Below are 15,279 nucleotides of genomic sequence, written 5' to 3' on the forward strand. Positions count from 1 at the left end.
GCGTGATCAATCCGTCTCTCCAAGGAGAGAACACATGGCACAGCGAATACCGTTCACCGGCCATCTGATTGTCATCGGCTTTGGCTCCATCGCCCGGGCCACCTTGCCATTACTGTTGGGCCAGGATCACATCCCGGTCAGGCAGATCACCGTGATCGCACCGGTGATCGAACAGCAGATCTGGTTCAAGGATCGGGGCATTCGCTTCGTGCGCAAGGCATTGACCGAGCCTACCTTTGCCAAAATCCTGGACCGCTTCGTCAAGCCTGGAGATTTCATCGTCAACCTCTCGGTGGAGGTCAGCTCGCTGGCGTTGATGGCGTATGCCTGCGACAAGGGCGCGCTGTACCTCGACACGTGCGTGGAACCTTGGGCGGGCGGCTACAGCGACCCACAACTGAGCTTGTCGCGCCGCACCAATTACGCGTTGCGCTACCAAGTCCTGGACCTGCGCAAAAAACTCGGCAGAGGCCCCACCGCCGTCGTGGCCCACGGGGCAAATCCAGGCCTGATAACGCACCTGCTCAAGGCCGGCCTGGTGGAACTGGCGATGCAACTGGATCATCCGTTGCCACAACAGCGCGCAGGCGTGGATTGGGCCCGCCTGTGCATGCAGACAGGCATCAAGGTGATTCACTTTGCCGAGCGTGATACCCAGCGTTCCCTGCGCCTCAAGCAGGACGATGAGTTCGTCAACACCTGGTCGGTGGAAGGGTTCATCAGCGAGGGCCGCCAACCAGCGGAGCTGGGCTGGGGCACTCACGAACGCCGTTGGCCATCGTCTGCCCAGCGGCATCGCTTCGGCACACGCAACGCCATCTATCTGGAACGCCCAAGCGCCAGCGTACGGATCAAGACGTGGACGCCAATAGGCGGACCGTGCCTGGGACTGATGATCACCCATCATGAAACGGCTTCGACCGCCGATCTGCTGACGGTGAAAGAGCGGCAGAAGCTGATCTATCGACCCACGCTGCACTACGCCTACCATCCGTGCAACGACGCGCTGCTATCGATTCACGAACTGATCGGCCGCGGCTGGCAGCCCCAAGGCCAGCAACGCATCCTCAACGACGAAATCGACAGTGGCGGCATCGATGCGCTGGGTGTGTTGTTGATGGGCCACGGCCTGAATGCCTTTTGGTATGGATCGGTGCTGAGCATCGACGAGGCCCGGGCCCTGGTGCCATTCAACAACGCCACCAGCCTGCAGGTGGCGGCGGGGGTGTTGTCGGGAATCGTGTGGGCGGTGGAGCATCCGGATCGCGGCATCGTCGAACCGGAGCAGATGGATTACGAACGGGTGCTGGAAGTGGCCAGGCCTTACCTTGGCACCTTGATAGGCCAGCAAACCGATTGGACGCCGGTGGGGGCCGTGCATGAGCCGTCCCGGGACGGTGCGGCAGATGCCTGGCAATTCGAGCATTTCACCCGGTTCTGAAGGCGTCGCGGTATTACTCGGCTGACCCGAAGGCACCCGCGATGAAGCCCCTTGTGTGAGCGAGCTTGCTCCCACAGGGTTTTGTGTTTAGGCCGGTTGCGGTTTTTCGCGGCCTATACTCAACCAAGGGGTGACATGAATCCGGGGTGGCGCGATTGTGCTGCGTTCGCTGATGTTGGCTGTCTTGCTCGTTCTGGCGGGGTGCGCCACGCCACAGCGCGGTCAACAGGCAGCGACGGTGGCGGTTTCCCAGGACACCTGGCGACAGGTCGACCGGCAGATCATCGCCGCTTCGAAAAGCGCCCTGGAGCAGACCGGCGTCTATGCTAGCGGTTCGATGGAGCATTGGCGGGTGCTGGTGTACGAGCGCACCGAGGCTGAGTTCATTCCCTGGTTCAGCAGCTACTGGACGCAGGAGTGGCTGGCGATGAAGGTCGGCTGGTATTCCGCCAGTGCCAAGGGCGCGGAGGACTCTTCGGCCCGGCGACTGGCGGTTTACCTGCAGGAGCAATATCGCGACCAGGTGCTGGAGCCCGTGGCGGTGGAGATCGACCCCGAGGCAATCAGGGCCAGTGCGACGGATTATTACGTGCGCCTGGTCAATCAGCAGGTCCAGGTCATCGCCCAGCGGCATCGAATCCCCATTGAATGGATCAATCGGCGCCTGCACGCCATTCCGGCCATCAACCTGGGTCCGCCGGCGACGCGCAATGCTTCGTTGTACGAGGTGGTCCATACCGAACCATTGAACACGTTGCCGGCGTACGCCGCGCTGATTGACCACGTCAACAAGGCCGCCGCCACCGGTTCGGGGCCATCGGACGCGGTGATTGCCACAGTGGCCCAGCGCACCAGCGAGAAGATCGAAGGGCAGTTCGCCACGCGAGGGGCGGCAGGTGCAGCGGCGGCCGTGGCCGGGAAGGCGGCGGGAGCGCTGATTTCTGTGGGCGTGGCAGGCGTTCGCGCGATCATCCACGAAGGCGAGCGCCCGGAAATGGAGGCACAGATCCGCAAAAGCCTGAGCGCCGCGTTCGACGAGGCCTGGTTCAAATCGCTCAAGCATCCCCTCAGCGGGGTGATGGCGCCGGTGTACTACCTGGACGAGGAAATCGAGGGCAACCTGGTGGAAACGGAGCTGGCGAATCGGGCAGTGGTGTTGCCACAGATCGAGCCGTGACGGTGCTGGCTCATTCCGACCCGAGGGTGACGCGGCAGCCCTTGCGGCGGCGGATCTGTTCGTCGGTAGGGCGTTCCCTGACGAATTCAAAACGCGGCTCGCCTTCGCTGTAGACCACCAGCCATCCCCATTCCAGCTCACTTTCATCCTGTCCCGGCCTGGGCGGCGAGGCCCACCAGGGTTCTTTTTGCACGATTTGACGCATGGTGTTCCTCCTGCGGTTTGATCCTTTTCACTATAGCCCGCTCGATTTAAAGACTCAGTGTGCTCTGATCCCGTCCATCAGCGTCTAGCGTCTGTATCCCCGCACTCGAACGGGGAATGACTGGACCCCTGCGCATATGCAAGCACTGTTGAACGAGATCCTCGATGCGGTTCGCCCCCTGATAGGTCAGGGCAAGGTGGCCGATTACATTCCTGCCCTGGGCACCGTGGCGCCCAATCAGCTGGGCATTGCCGTGTACGGCAACGACGGCGAGATGTATTGCGCAGGCGACGCCGATACGGCGTTTTCGGTGCAGAGTATTTCCAAAGTGTTCAGCCTGGTGCAGGCCATCGGGCATTCCGGCGAAGCGATTTGGGAGCGTCTGGGTCATGAGCCGTCTGGCCAGCCCTTCAATTCCCTGGTACAGCTGGAATTCGAGCGGGGGCGACCACGCAACCCGTTCATCAACGCCGGCGCGTTGGTGATTTGCGACATCAACCAGTCGCGTTTCGCCGCTCCGGCGTTGTCGATGCGCGATTTCGTACGCCGCCTGTCGGGTAATCCCCAGGTGATGGTGGACGGCAAGGTCGCCGAGTCGGAATACCAGCACCGCGCCCGCAACGCTGCGATGGCTTACCTGATGCAGTCGTTCGGCAACTTTCATAACGACGTCGAAGCGGTACTGCGCAGCTATTTCAGCCATTGCGCCCTGAGGATGAGCTGCATCGACCTGGCCCGGGCGTTCTGCTTCCTCGCCAACGACGGATTCTGCAAGCACAGTGGCGAACAAATCCTGAGCGCCCGCCAGACCCAGCAGGTCAACTCCATCATGGCCACCAGCGGGCTCTATGACGAGGCGGGCAATTTTGCCTATCGCGTGGGCCTGCCCGGCAAGAGCGGCGTGGGCGGCGGGATTGTCGCCGTGGTGCCGGGGCGCTTCACGGTGTGCGTCTGGTCGCCGGAGCTCAACGTGGCCGGCAACTCCCTGGCCGGCATGGCGGCGCTGGAACTGCTCAGCCAGCGGATCGGCTGGTCGGTGTTCTAGATTCCACGAAAAAGGGCCCGTTCCTGTTGAGGAACGGGCCCTTTTATTCAAGTGGAATCAGCAGAGGCGGTCGATGACCCGCACTGGCGAGGTGGCCTGCATCGACTCCCACGCCTGGGTCAGCGTTTGCAGGACGCGTCCCATGAAGTCCTTGTCCGCGGCGGCCTTCTTGCCAACGTAGCCTTGGCCGCGACGGTACATCTTCAGCCGGGCACACAGGTCTTGCGTGTTCCTTTCGAACTCTTCTTCCTGGGTGTACGGCGACAAGCAGTCCATATGCACCTGGCCAGTCTTGCTGATCCACAGGATATGGCTGTCGAGGGTGTCCTTGTGTGCTGCGAACATGCGAGCCAGTTCATCAATAGATGGTTGATTATTCAGATTCATGTGTAAGCTCCTTGACCATTTGGTTGATCTGTCTGGTGGTTCGCAAAAACTTCGCTTCTCGGTAAGTGCCTGCCTGCTACCGAAACCAGGCCGTCAGCGTTCGTCTGTCGAACTTAGACAGGGTCATGCATCGGTTGTGTAGTGTTATCGAAGGGCTGCTACGCAAATGCGCTACAACGAAGAGAAACCGCGAAGAATCTTCAACCAGTGTCAACTCTCGAGGGGTCGACCACGTGCGTCATGAGGATTGATCGCCAGCGTTTCTCGTCCTTGTTACCGGACGGTCAGGCCAGGTCAGCACCTTCAATCTGCCTTGTGGGCAGTCCCTTATCCAAAAAAACAGCTCGGCGGTCAGACGAGCTTGCTCAAACAGTTGCCTGTACTCCCGATCGGGGAGACGTCTTCATCATGCAAGGGCAAACCGGAGGCGTCAACGGTTTTGTAGTGATTATTTTTGGTCACTACATATTGTCGGACAAAATGGTTTGGGTATGAGGATTCCGGTCAAGCCCCATTGATATGGCGTTCATGCTAGGACTGATTTTGCTCAGGTCGCCTTGGCCTTGCTTGCTTTACGCGGTGTACCGGCAGCCTTGCGCTTGGCCGGTTTGCGTTTGTTCTTCCACGGTGTAGCGCCGCGACCGGCGGGGCTGGCGGGGCCGCTGATGGTCAGGCTCATGCCTTGGCAGCGGGCGATGTGCTTGCTCATCCAGGCCGCTTGCCGGGTCACGAATTCTTCCAGGCTCATTTCACCGCTTTGCACCATGTCCAGCGCCTGTTCCCAAATGGCGGTGGTGCCCGGGTCGGCGATGGCGCGGGGCACGGCATCGATCAGGCTGAAGGCCGCCGGGGTGGCTGACAACGCCTTGCCGTTTTTCACCAGGTAACCCCGGTCGAGCAGCCCCTGGATAATCGAGGCCCGGGTCGCTTCGGTGCCGATGCCGGTGGTGTCCTTGAGCTTTTGCTTGAGCAGCGGATCGTCTACCAACTTGGCGACGTTCTTCATTGCCTTGATCAGGTCGCCTTCGGTGAAGGGTTTCGGGGGCTGGGTCCACAGGTCCTTGGGTTTCACCTCGTCCACGGCACAATCACGCCCCTCGGTCAGCGCCGGAAGGGTTTGCGGCACGGGCGCCTCGCGGCCTTTTGTCGGCGCCAACGCTTCGGGCAATGCGCGTTTCCAGCCCGGCTCGACGATCTGCTTGCCCACGGCACGCAGCGCCTGGCCGGCACAGTCGAAGTCGGCCTGGGTCCGGTCGTATTCATGATTGGGCAGGAATTGCGCCAGGTAGCGCGCACGAATCAGCGTATACACGGCGCGCTGCTTGCCCGCGAGTTTGTCGAGGTTCTTCGCGGCAGCGGTGGGAATGATGCCGTGGTGGGCACTGACCTTGGCGTCGTTCCAGGCCCGGGATTTGCGCTGCGGCTGCAAATGTTCGCGCAGCGGTGCAAGGCTTGGGTCAGCCTGGGCGAGGGCGGCGAGGATGGCCGGGGCTTCGCTGTGCTGGCTCAACGGCAGGAAACCGCAATCGCTGCGTGGATAGGTGATCAACTTGTAGGTTTCGTAGAGCGACTGGGCAATGTCCAGCGTCTCCTGGGCGCCGAGGCCGAGCTTCTTCGAGCAGACCTCCTGCAGCGTGCCCAGGTCGAACGGCAGTGGCGCCGCTTCGCGCAGGCGCTCGGTGCGCACTTTCAACGCCCGGGCGGTGGCAGCGTTGCCCATGGCCTGGGCAGCGTCCCGGGCGAGGGCCTGGTTCAGGCAGCGTTCCTGGTCGTCGCAGGCATCCGGGTCGGCGCGCCACTGGGCCATGAACGCCGTGCCGTCATGGCTCAGTTGCACGTCGATGGCCCAGTAGGCGACCGGCACGAAGTCGGCAATGCTGCGGTCGTGATCCACCACCAGCCGCAACGTGGGCGTCTGCACCCGGCCAACCGGCAACACGCCCTGATAACCGGACTGGCGCCCCAGCAAGGTGAACAGGCGACTCATGTTCATGCCGATCAGCCAGTCGGCCCGGGAGCGACCCAGGGCGGAGTGATAGAGGTTGAACGTCTCCGCCCCCGGCTTGAGGGCGGCCAGGGCCTTGCGGATCGACGCTTCGTCCAGTGCCGACAACCAGAGTCGCTGGATCGGCCCGCGATAGCGGCAATGCTCCACCAGTTCCCGGGCGATCATTTCGCCTTCACGGTCGGCGTCGGTGGCGATCACCAATGCCTTCGCTTCCCCCAGCAAACGCTTGACCGCCTTGTATTGGCTGGCGGTTTTTGGCTTGACGGTCATTTTCCATTGCGCCGGCACGATAGGCAGGTCAGCCAGCACCCAGCGCTTGTAGCGCGGGTCGTAGGCGTCGGGCGGCGCGGTTTCCAGCAGATGGCCGATGCACCAGGTAACCGTGACGTTCGGGCCCAGCCAGCAACCATCGCCACGACGCGTGGCGCCGAGCACGGCTGCGATGTCCTTGGCCTGGGACGGTTTTTCACACAGGTACAGCTGCATAGCGCCGTTTCTCTCAGCGGTTTTCTTGGGGCCTAGCATGGTCATGGTTGCGCGCCGGAGCAAGTTTTATCTGTATGGATATACAGATGAAAACGTTGCCCTGCGTTGCGGCGGATATCTCCGGGGCCGCATTCAGGCGATCCGTAGGCAAGCAGAATGAATTTCTCGCAAGGGGATCGCTCATAACTTGCAGAGCGGTACAAACCGCAAGAGAAGTTAATGGGGCCAAGGAGAGTCACTTAATGAATTCGATGCCAAACGGCAACGGACAGGCGACCACACGTTTGATCCTCGTCGTTGAAGATGATCCAACGATCCTGGAATTCCTCTGTGAAATCCTGGAAGACGAGGGATTTGTCGTCGAGCCACGGGAAAGCGCAGATGCGGCGCTGACGTTTCTCGAAGAAAGCGCCGATTACGTCGACCTGTTGCTGACCGATATCACCATGCCGGGCCTGATAAATGGTGCGGACCTGGCCAACCTGACCGGCGACCGCTGGCCGCAGATACCCTTATTGATCATGTCCGGTTTCGAAACGCCGGAAAGCGCCGGGATCAAGCATCACGCTTCGTTCATCGCCAAGCCTTGGGCGTTGGGGCAGATGCTGGATCTGGTGGAGAGCACGGTGAAGGATCACTCGGTTCATTGAGAGACTTGGCAGACAGCCTGTGGCGAGGGAGCTCGCTCCCGCTCGGTTGCGCTGCGACCGCCAGAGGGGCCTGCTTCGCAGTCCAGCGGGAGCAAGCTCCCTCGCCACGGGAGGATCAGGTTCCGCAGGGTTAATTACCCTCAGTTCTTATCCAAGTCCACATTCCGCGTTTCCCGCAGGCAGAACATGCCCACTACGAGGCTCACGCCGGTAATCACCACCGGGTACCAAAGCCCATAGAAAATATCGCCGGTGTAGACCACCAGAGCGAACGACACGGTGGGCAGGAAACCGCCGAACCAGCCGTTGCCGATGTGGTAGGGCAGGGACATGGAGGTGTAGCGGATCCGCGTCGGGAACAGTTCAACCATGAGCGCTGCCAGTGGGCCGTAGCACATGGCCGAAATGATGATCAGCGCCACGATCAAGGCGACGATCATCGGCCGATTGATCTGCTGGGCGTCGGCCTTCTGCGGATAGCCGGCCAGGGTCACGGCGCCGCGCAGGGCCGCTTCGTCATAGCCTTCGAGTTTCACGTCACCGACGCTGACCTGCACTGTGCTGCCGGTCGGGGCTGCGACGCTGCTGTAGGGCAGGCCTTGCTTGACCAGGAACGTCTTGACCTTGTCGCAAGGGCTGTCGAAACGTGCCTTGCCCACCGGGTCGAACTGGAAGGTGCAGGTGGCCGGGTCGGCAACCACAGTGATAGGCGCCTGACGGCTCGCCAGGTCGATGGCCGGGTTGGCATAGTGGGCCAGGGTCTTGAAGATCGGAAAGTAGAGCGCCGTCGCCAGCAGCAGGCCGATCATCAGCACGGGTTTGCGTCCGACCTTGTCCGAGAGCCAGCCAAAGAAGATGAAAAACGGTGCGCCGATCACCACGCTGACGATCAGCAAACTGTTGGCCAGGGCCGGGTCCATCTTCAGGAACTGGGTCAGGAAAAACAGCACATAGAACTGCGCAGCGTAGAACGTCACCGCTTGGCCTGCGTTGATGCTGAACAGGGCGATCAACACCACTTTCAGGTTTTCCCATTTGCCGAAGGACTCGCGGATCGGTGCCTTGCAGCACTTGCCTTCTTCTTTCATTTTCACGAAGGACGGCGATTCATGCAGGCTCAGGCGGATCCAGGTGGAGATGCCCAGGAGCAGGATCGACAGCAGGAACGGAATGCGCCAGCCCCAGACTTCGAATTGATCGCCGGTGAAGTAGCGGCAGCCCAGCACCACCAGCAGCGAGAGCAATAACCCGAGGGTGGCCGTGGATTGAATCCAGCTGGTATGAAAGCCGCGCTTGCCTATCGGGGCATGTTCGGCGACATAAGTGGCGGCACCGCCATACTCACCGCCCAGGGCCAGGCCCTGGAGCATGCGCAGCAGCACGAGGATGATCGGCGCGGCGATGCCGATGCTGGCGTAGTTGGGCAGCAGGCCGACGCAGAACGTCGCCAGGCCCATCAACACGATGGTGGCCAGGAACGTGTATTTGCGCCCGATCATGTCGCCCAACCGTCCGAACACCAGTGCACCGAACGGTCGCACGATGAAGCCGGCGGCGAATGCCATCAGGGCGAAGATAAACGCCGTGGTGTCATTGACCCCGGCAAAGAACTGTTTGCTGATGACCGCCGCCAGAGCGCCGTAGAGAAAAAAGTCGTACCACTCGAACACCGTCCCCAGGGAGGAGGCGAAGATGACTTTCTGGGTTTCCTGGCTGGTGCCTGCGCTACGCGTGGCTTCCAGGGGCTGAACGTGTTCAGACATAGCACTATCCCTCACAGTGATTGTTTTTGTTGTTCCACTGCCGACGCCGGTAGGGCGTCTTCTGCTTTGATGCGTTCCTTGAATCGACACGTTTTTTCCCTGTGGGAGCGGGCTTGCTCGCGAAGGCGGTGTGTCATCCACCATAAAAGGTGGCCGTATGATTGCATTCGCGAGCAAGCCCGCTCCCACAGGAGGCTGACTTGTTCTTCAGACCGCGGCAGGTACTTTTTCGATGCTGGTGTTCCTCGTGGCTGGGTTGAGGATCATCTGCGCCGCTTTCTCGGCAATCATCAATGTCGGCGAGCAAGTGTTGCCCGAGGTGATGCGCGGCATGATCGAGGCGTCGGCGATGCGCAGGCCCCTGATGCCATGGACGCGCAATTGCGCATCCACCACCGCGTCGCGGTCCTGGCCCATGCGGCAGGTGCCGACCGGGTGGAAAATCGTCGTGCCGATGCGGGCGGCGGCCTGGTGCAGTTCCTCTTCGGTCTGCAGGCTGGGGCCCGGCAGGTATTCCACTGGGTTGAAGCTGCCCAGGGCCGGGGCCGCGACGATGCGCCGGGTCAGGCGGATGGCGTCGGCGGCGACCCGCAAGTCTTCGGGGTGGCTCAGGTAGTTGGGTTGGATCAGTGGTGCTTCGTGCGGATCGGCGGAGCGGATGTCTACCCGGCCTCGACTTTGCGGACGCAGGTCGCACACCGATGCGGTGAACGCTGGAAAGCTGTGCAGTGGTTCGCCAAAACGCTCCAGGGACAATGGTTGGACGTGGTACTCCAGGTTGGCGCGGGTCTGTTCCGGGCCCGAGCGGGCGAACGCACCGAGTTGGCTTGGCGCCATCGACAATGGGCCGCTGCGGTCGTACAAGTAGCGCAGGCCCATGCCCATCTTGCCCCACAAGGTGCCGGCGATCTGGTTCAGGGTCCGGGCGTTTTCCAATTGATAGATCAACCGCAGTTGCAAGTGATCCTGCAGGTTGCCGCCGACGCCGGGCAGCTCATGAACCACGCCGATACCCAGGCGCTGGAGCAGGTTGCGCGGGCCAATCCCGGAGCGCTGCAGGATTGTCGGCGAGCCAACGGCGCCAGCGCACAGGACGATTTCCTTGCGGGCCTTGAAGGTCATGCCTTTGCCTTGCCAGCGAGCGCTGACCGCGTGGGCCCGATTGTCACGCAACAGCACGCGATCCACTTCGACGTCGGTCAATACGGTCAGGTTGGTGCGGTTGCGAATCGGTTTGAGAAAGGCCTTGGCCGCGTTCCAGCGCACGCCGGCCTTCTGGTTGACCTGGAAGTAGCCGCAGCCTTCATTGTCACCGCCGTTGAAATCGTCGACGTTGGGAAGACCGCTCTGTTCGGCGGCGGTACGGAACGCATCGAGGATCGGCCATGACAGGCGCTGGCGTTCGACCCGCCATTCGCCGGCGGCACCATGGAGTTCGGAGTCTCCGGCGAAGTGGTTCTCGCTCTGCCGGAACAGTGGCAGCACGTCATTCCAGGCCCAGCCGGGGTTGCCTTCGGCGGCCCAGCCATCGTAGTCCGCGGCCTGGCCGCGCATGTAGATCATGCCGTTGATGGACGAGCAACCGCCCAACACCTTGCCGCGAGGGTAGCTCAGGGCGCGCCCTTGCAGGCCGGGTTGCGCCTCGGTCTTGAAGCACCAGTCGGTGCGCGGGTTGCCGATGCAGAACAGGTAGCCGACCGGGATATGAATCCACGGATAGTTATCGCGCCCGCCGGCTTCGAGCAGCAGCACTCGATGCTGTGGGTTGGCCGAAAGCCGGTTGGCCAGCAGGCACCCGGCCGGGCCGGCACCCACGATCACGTAATCGTATTCATCGACGACAGGTTGCATTCGCGACCTCATTTATTGTTCTTGTGGGTCCATCCTAGTTGTTAGTTTTCGTTAAAAGAATGTTAGTTTTTGCGCAGCCGCTGTGCGTTTATAAACAGTCCCGCCCAAGAGGAATGCAAGGATGGCCCATGTTTGACTGGAATGACCTGCGCTATTTCCTGGAGCTGCAACGCAGCGGCCGTCTGCTAACGGCGGCGCGGCGGCTGAACACCACTCACGCTACGGTGGCCAGGCACATCGAAGCCATCGAGAAAAGCCTGGGTACGGCGCTGTTCGTCCAGCATGCCCAAGGCTATGAATTGACCCCTGCCGGCGAGGCGTTGCTCAAACACGCCGAGGCCATGGAAAACGTGGCATTGCTGGCCCAGGAGGACATCACCCAGTCCAGCGCGCCCCTGGGCAAGATCCGCCTGGGGGTGACCGAAGGGCTGGGCATCATGTTCCTCGCCAGCCGCATGGATGGGCTGTTCCAGCGTTATCCGGGGTTGGAAGTGGAGCTGGTGGCGGTGCCACGCTTTGTCAGTATCCTCAACCGTGAGGCGGAAATCAGCATTCACCTCGAACGCCCGTCGGCCGACCTGCTGGTGACCCGCAAGCTCACCGACTACAGCCTGGCGCTGTACACCAGCCAGGCCTACCTGGACCGCTCGCCACCCTTGCGGAACCGGGAAGACCTGGCCCGTCACGCCTGGATCGGCTACGTCGATGACCTGCTGTTCAGCCAGGAACTGATGTTCCTCAACAGCTTTTGCCGCAACCCCCGGGTGGTGTTCCACAGCACCAGCGTCATCGCCCAGCAACAAGCCGCGCGCTCAGGTTTGGGGATCGCCGTATTGCCTTGCTTCATGGCCAGCGGCGATCCGGCGCTGGTGCCTTTGTTGCCAGACGAAACCATCCGCCGCAGCTATTGGATCAGCACCCGCCGCGAACTGCATAAATCCGTACGGTTGCGGGTGCTGTGGGATTACGTGGTGCAGTTGTGTGAGCGGGAGCAGGGGCTGCTGATCCCCTGATCTCGATAAATTGGGTACAAGGCCTGGCCGCCCAAGCCCCCTTTTATGGCCCCCAATGCCCTCAAGCCGATGCCCTGACGTGCCTTAGTGTGGGAACTGCCAGACCCACAACAAAAAAGGCGCAACCATCGCGCTGCCAAGAGGGCTTTATGTCGGCAACCACGCCTTCCATCCTGCTTCACTGCGCCACCTTTGTGCTGCTCGGTTCGCTGCTCGCTGGTTGCGGCGAGGAAGCCAAGCCTCCCGCGGCCACGGTATTCACGGCCATGCCCGCGGACGCAGCGTTGGCCCAGGTCTACGACAGCAGTTGCAAGCTCTGCCACGCCAACCCCGGCGCCGGGGCGCCGTTGACCGGCGATACAAATGCCTGGGCGCCGCGCGTGGCCCAGGGCGCCGACACCCTGTTGGACCACGCAATCAATGGCTACAACGGCATGCCTCCGATGGGGCTGTGCATGCACTGTTCCGAGGAGCAGTTCGTGGCGCTGATCGCCTTCATGTCCGGCCAACCGATCCAGTGACCAGCGGGGACTACAGCATGACGATGGATTTCTCACGGCGCCGGCTGCTGCAAGGGGCCGGCATGCTCGCAGCTTTTACCGCGCTGGGCAGCCAGGGCGCCCTGGCCGAGTTGATGCGCGCGCCGCGACTGATTCCCTGGCGCAACTGGTCGGGGGCACAGAGTTGCTTGCCAGCCGCTCGCCTGGCACCCAAGGATCTCGACGAACTGGTGCAAGTGGTGACGCGGGCCGAGGGGCGGATTCGTCCGGTGGGTTCCGGGCATTCCTTCAGCGCGTTGGTGCCCACTGACGGGACGTTGCTGTCGCTGAGTTTTTTCAGCGGACTACTGGACCACGACGCGGCCAGCCTGCAGGCCGAGTTCGGCGGCGGTACGCCCATGTCGCGCATGGGCCCGGCGCTCAAGGCCATCGGCCAGGCGCTGCCGAACATGGCCGACGTGGATTACCAGACCCTGGCCGGCGCCATCGCCACCTCGACCCACGGTACCGGCAAGGCGTTCGGCTCGTATGCCTCGCAAGTGGTCGGCCTGCAGTTGGTAACGGCCAGTGGCGAGGTGCTCGATTGCGATGCCAAGCGCCACCCCGAAGTATTCCTGGCCGGTCGGGTGTCCCTCGGCGCGCTGGGCCTGGTGACCCGCGTCCGCTTGCAGAACCGTCCGGCTTATCGGCTGCGTGAGCGCCAATGGGTGGCCAAAACCGAAGAGCTGCTCGAGGACGTCGAAAGCAACACCCGTGACAATCAGCACTGGGAGATGCAGGTCGTTACCCATTCCGACTATGCGCTGTCGATAGCCCTGAACGAAACCACGGATCCGGCCACGCCGCCGATCAGCCCCGAAGAGGAGGGCGGCAACGAATTCGTCAGCTTGATCGAGAATCTCGACAAGTACGGCAGCGATTTTCCCGCCGCCCGCCGAGCACTGCTCAACAGCTTGCGGCTGCTGGCCAGTTTCGATGATCGGGTCGGTGATTCCCATGACATCTACGCCAACTCCCGCACCGTGCGCTTCAACGAGATGGAATATTCGGTGCCGGCCGAATGGGGGCCCGCGTGTCTGCGTGAGATCCTCGCGTTGATTCGCGACAAGGATCTGCGCACCTGGTTTCCCATCGAATACCGCTATGTGAAGGCCGACGATATTGCCCTGAGCATGTTTGAAGGCCGGGACAGTTGCTCGATCTCCGTGCACCAGCACTATCAGATGGATCATCACAATTTCTTCGCGGCCATCGAGCCGATCTTCTGGAAATACCAGGGCCGTCCACATTGGGGAAAGTTGCATTCCCTCAACGCCAAGGCGCTACAGACGCTCTATCCGCGCTGGGCTGAATTTACCCAGGTGCGCCAGGCATTGGACCCTGCGGGCAAGTTCCTCAACGGGCATCTTTCATCGATTCTGGGGGTGAGCTGATGGGCTTCAATCGTCGCGGTTTCCTGAGGGGTACGCTGGGCGCGGGGGTCTTGCTTGCTGGCGCCGGCGCCTGGTTTCGGCCTGATGACCTGGGAGGGCCGTACAGCGATTATTTCCGCCAGTTGAACCGCGAACTCAAGGCCAACGGCCCCATGCGTCCGGTGATGGTGGTGGACCTGGATCGGCTGGACCACAACATCGACGTGGTGACGGCCTCGGTCCGGCGCACCGGCAAGCAACTGCGCCTGGTGGAAAAATCGTTGCCGTCGCCCGGGCTGCTGCACTACATCGCCCAGCGGGCCGAGACCCGACGGTTGATGTCGTTCCACCAGCCGTTTCTCAATCACGATGCGGTGCAATTTCCCGAGGCCGATATCCTGTTGGGCAAGCCCTTGCCGGTGCGCTCTGCCGAGTTGTTCTATCAACGCCACAAGGGGCCGTTCGATCCGTCGCGGCAATTGCAGTGGCTGCTGGACACGCCCGAACGGCTTGAGCAATACCGGGCGCTGGCCCAGAGCCTGGGGATGCGTTTGCGAGTCAATATTGAGTTGGATGTCGGCCTGCATCGCGGTGGCGTGGCCGACGACGCGGCGCTGGACGCGATGCTCAAGCAGATCCGCGCCCATCCGGCGCAGCTGGAATTCGCCGGGTTCATGGGCTACGACCCGTTCGTGGGCATGGGCGTGCCCGAACTGCTGGCCAGTCCCGAGACGCTGCTGGCCCGGGTCATGGCGATCTACAAAACCAGGGTGGACTTCGTCCGTTTGCGCTACCCCGATTTATGGCATCCGAGCCTGACCTTCAACACCGCCGGCAGCCCCAGCTATCGCCTGCATGAACAGGAAAATCTCAGCACCGAAGTGTCGGTGGGCACGGCCATGCTCAAGCCCAGCCACTATGACCTGCCGTCATTGAGCGAGCACGTGCCGGCGGCCTTTATCGCCACCCCAGTGCTGAAAAGCACCGGCGCGGTGAACATCCCGGCGCTGGATGAGCGGTCGCGGATTTTTTCCTGGTGGGATGTGAACCAACGCGCCACGTTCTTCATCTATGGCGGCAACTGGATGGCCGACTTCGAATCACCGCGCGGCTTGAAGAGCAACGGTCTTTACGGCCGCAGCTCCAACCAGGAAATGGTCAACGGTTCCGAAGCGGTGGGGCTGGCGGTGGAGGACCAGGTGTTCCTGCGACCGACCCAGACCGAGTCGGTGCTGTTGCAATTTGGCGACCTGCTGGCGGTGCGGGGCGGCAGGATTGTCGAGAGCTGGCCGGTTTATAGCTGATTCAGTCCTGCCAAGACAAAACCTGCGGTGAAACGAA

13 protein-coding genes are annotated in these 15,279 nt (G+C 61.9%); 8 read left to right on the forward strand and 5 right to left on the reverse strand.

Features of this window, described 5'->3' with window-relative positions; all coding sequences use genetic code 11:
* Positions 1-34: 34 nt before the first annotated feature.
* The gene (locus PFLQ2_RS17530; protein WP_003180382.1) at positions 35-1,441 is read left to right on the forward strand and encodes a saccharopine dehydrogenase C-terminal domain-containing protein; all 1,407 of its coding nucleotides are present in this window, start codon (positions 35-37) and stop codon (positions 1,439-1,441) included.
* A gap of 172 nt (positions 1,442-1,613) precedes the next feature.
* Positions 1,614-2,618: a hypothetical protein gene (locus PFLQ2_RS17525; RefSeq protein ID WP_225970861.1), complete on the forward strand. Its 1,005-nt coding sequence runs from the start codon at positions 1,614-1,616 to the stop codon at positions 2,616-2,618.
* A 10-nt stretch (positions 2,619-2,628) separates the two neighbouring features.
* On the opposite strand, the gene PFLQ2_RS17520 is transcribed toward PFLQ2_RS17525, so the two are convergent.
* A complete protein-coding gene (locus PFLQ2_RS17520) occupies positions 2,629-2,823 on the reverse strand; it encodes a hypothetical protein (RefSeq protein ID WP_003180386.1) in 195 nt (64 codons plus the stop codon).
* A gap of 136 nt (positions 2,824-2,959) precedes the next feature.
* Here PFLQ2_RS17520 and glsB point away from each other — a divergent pair, with 136 nt between their 5' ends.
* On the forward strand, positions 2,960-3,868 hold the full coding sequence (gene glsB, locus PFLQ2_RS17515; RefSeq protein WP_003180388.1) for a glutaminase B: 909 nt from the start codon (positions 2,960-2,962) through the stop codon (positions 3,866-3,868).
* A gap of 57 nt (positions 3,869-3,925) precedes the next feature.
* On the opposite strand, the gene PFLQ2_RS17510 is transcribed toward glsB, so the two are convergent.
* Both PFLQ2_RS17510 and PFLQ2_RS17505 read right to left on the reverse strand, forming a co-directional pair.
* A complete protein-coding gene (locus PFLQ2_RS17510) occupies positions 3,926-4,255 on the reverse strand; it encodes a hypothetical protein (RefSeq protein ID WP_003180389.1) in 330 nt (109 codons plus the stop codon).
* Positions 4,256-4,802: 547 nt separating this feature from the next.
* Entirely contained in the window at positions 4,803-6,749 is a 1,947-nt protein-coding gene (locus PFLQ2_RS17505) for a DNA topoisomerase III (RefSeq protein ID WP_003180391.1), read from the reverse strand.
* Between the two features lie 242 nt (positions 6,750-6,991).
* Here PFLQ2_RS17505 and PFLQ2_RS17500 point away from each other — a divergent pair, with 242 nt between their 5' ends.
* Entirely contained in the window at positions 6,992-7,399 is a 408-nt protein-coding gene (locus tag PFLQ2_RS17500; protein ID WP_003180394.1) for a response regulator, read from the forward strand.
* A 140-nt stretch (positions 7,400-7,539) separates the two neighbouring features.
* Here the strand turns inward: PFLQ2_RS17500 and PFLQ2_RS17495 are convergent, their stop codons facing one another.
* Together PFLQ2_RS17495 and PFLQ2_RS17490 are read right to left on the reverse strand one after the other, a co-directional pair.
* On the reverse strand, positions 7,540-9,162 hold the full coding sequence (locus PFLQ2_RS17495; RefSeq protein WP_003180397.1) for an MFS transporter: 1,623 nt from the start codon (positions 9,160-9,162) through the stop codon (positions 7,540-7,542).
* 207 nt (positions 9,163-9,369) lie between these two features.
* Positions 9,370-11,013 (reverse strand): GMC family oxidoreductase, encoded by a 1,644-nt coding sequence (locus PFLQ2_RS17490; protein ID WP_003180399.1) that lies wholly within the window; start codon positions 11,011-11,013, stop codon positions 9,370-9,372.
* Between the two features lie 128 nt (positions 11,014-11,141).
* Between PFLQ2_RS17490 and PFLQ2_RS17485 the strand changes: the two genes are divergently transcribed.
* From PFLQ2_RS17485 to PFLQ2_RS17470, 4 genes are all read left to right on the forward strand, one after another.
* A complete protein-coding gene (locus tag PFLQ2_RS17485; protein WP_003180400.1) occupies positions 11,142-12,026 on the forward strand; it encodes a LysR family transcriptional regulator in 885 nt (294 codons plus the stop codon).
* 149 nt (positions 12,027-12,175) lie between these two features.
* A complete protein-coding gene (locus PFLQ2_RS17480; protein WP_003180402.1) occupies positions 12,176-12,547 on the forward strand; it encodes a c-type cytochrome in 372 nt (123 codons plus the stop codon).
* Positions 12,548-12,609: 62 nt separating this feature from the next.
* Positions 12,610-13,959 carry a D-arabinono-1,4-lactone oxidase gene (locus PFLQ2_RS17475; RefSeq protein WP_192814261.1) on the forward strand — a complete coding sequence of 450 codons (1,350 nt, stop codon included), beginning with the start codon at positions 12,610-12,612 and terminating at the stop codon, positions 13,957-13,959.
* Complete coding sequence (locus PFLQ2_RS17470) at positions 13,959-15,242, forward strand: DSD1 family PLP-dependent enzyme (RefSeq protein WP_003180405.1); 1,284 nt, start codon at positions 13,959-13,961, stop codon at positions 15,240-15,242. Before PFLQ2_RS17475 ends, PFLQ2_RS17470 begins: the two co-directional genes overlap by 1 nt.
* Positions 15,243-15,279: the final 37 nt, after the last annotated feature.

The sequence above is a fragment of the Pseudomonas fluorescens Q2-87 genome (assembly GCF_000281895.1).
GTDB classification, from domain to species: Bacteria; Pseudomonadota; Gammaproteobacteria; order Pseudomonadales; family Pseudomonadaceae; genus Aquipseudomonas; species Aquipseudomonas fluorescens_S.

Bases quoted from the DNA above. Each gene is read 5' to 3' on its own strand.
- PFLQ2_RS17530 (WP_003180382.1), top strand. From the start codon at position 35: ATGGCACAGCGAATACCGTTCACCGGCCATCTGATTGTCATCGGCTTT.
- PFLQ2_RS17525 (WP_225970861.1), top strand. From the start codon at position 1,614: ATGTTGGCTGTCTTGCTCGTTCTGGCGGGGTGCGCCACGCCACAGCGC.
- PFLQ2_RS17520 (WP_003180386.1), bottom strand. From the start codon at position 2,823: ATGCGTCAAATCGTGCAAAAAGAACCCTGGTGGGCCTCGCCGCCCAGG.
- glsB (WP_003180388.1), top strand. From the start codon at position 2,960: ATGCAAGCACTGTTGAACGAGATCCTCGATGCGGTTCGCCCCCTGATA.
- PFLQ2_RS17510 (WP_003180389.1), bottom strand. From the start codon at position 4,255: ATGAATCTGAATAATCAACCATCTATTGATGAACTGGCTCGCATGTTC.
- PFLQ2_RS17505 (WP_003180391.1), bottom strand. From the start codon at position 6,749: ATGCAGCTGTACCTGTGTGAAAAACCGTCCCAGGCCAAGGACATCGCA.
- PFLQ2_RS17500 (WP_003180394.1), top strand. From the start codon at position 6,992: ATGAATTCGATGCCAAACGGCAACGGACAGGCGACCACACGTTTGATC.
- PFLQ2_RS17495 (WP_003180397.1), bottom strand. From the start codon at position 9,162: ATGTCTGAACACGTTCAGCCCCTGGAAGCCACGCGTAGCGCAGGCACC.
- PFLQ2_RS17490 (WP_003180399.1), bottom strand. From the start codon at position 11,013: ATGCAACCTGTCGTCGATGAATACGATTACGTGATCGTGGGTGCCGGC.
- PFLQ2_RS17485 (WP_003180400.1), top strand. From the start codon at position 11,142: ATGTTTGACTGGAATGACCTGCGCTATTTCCTGGAGCTGCAACGCAGC.
- PFLQ2_RS17480 (WP_003180402.1), top strand. From the start codon at position 12,176: ATGTCGGCAACCACGCCTTCCATCCTGCTTCACTGCGCCACCTTTGTG.
- PFLQ2_RS17475 (WP_192814261.1), top strand. From the start codon at position 12,610: ATGCTCGCAGCTTTTACCGCGCTGGGCAGCCAGGGCGCCCTGGCCGAG.
- PFLQ2_RS17470 (WP_003180405.1), top strand. From the start codon at position 13,959: ATGGGCTTCAATCGTCGCGGTTTCCTGAGGGGTACGCTGGGCGCGGGG.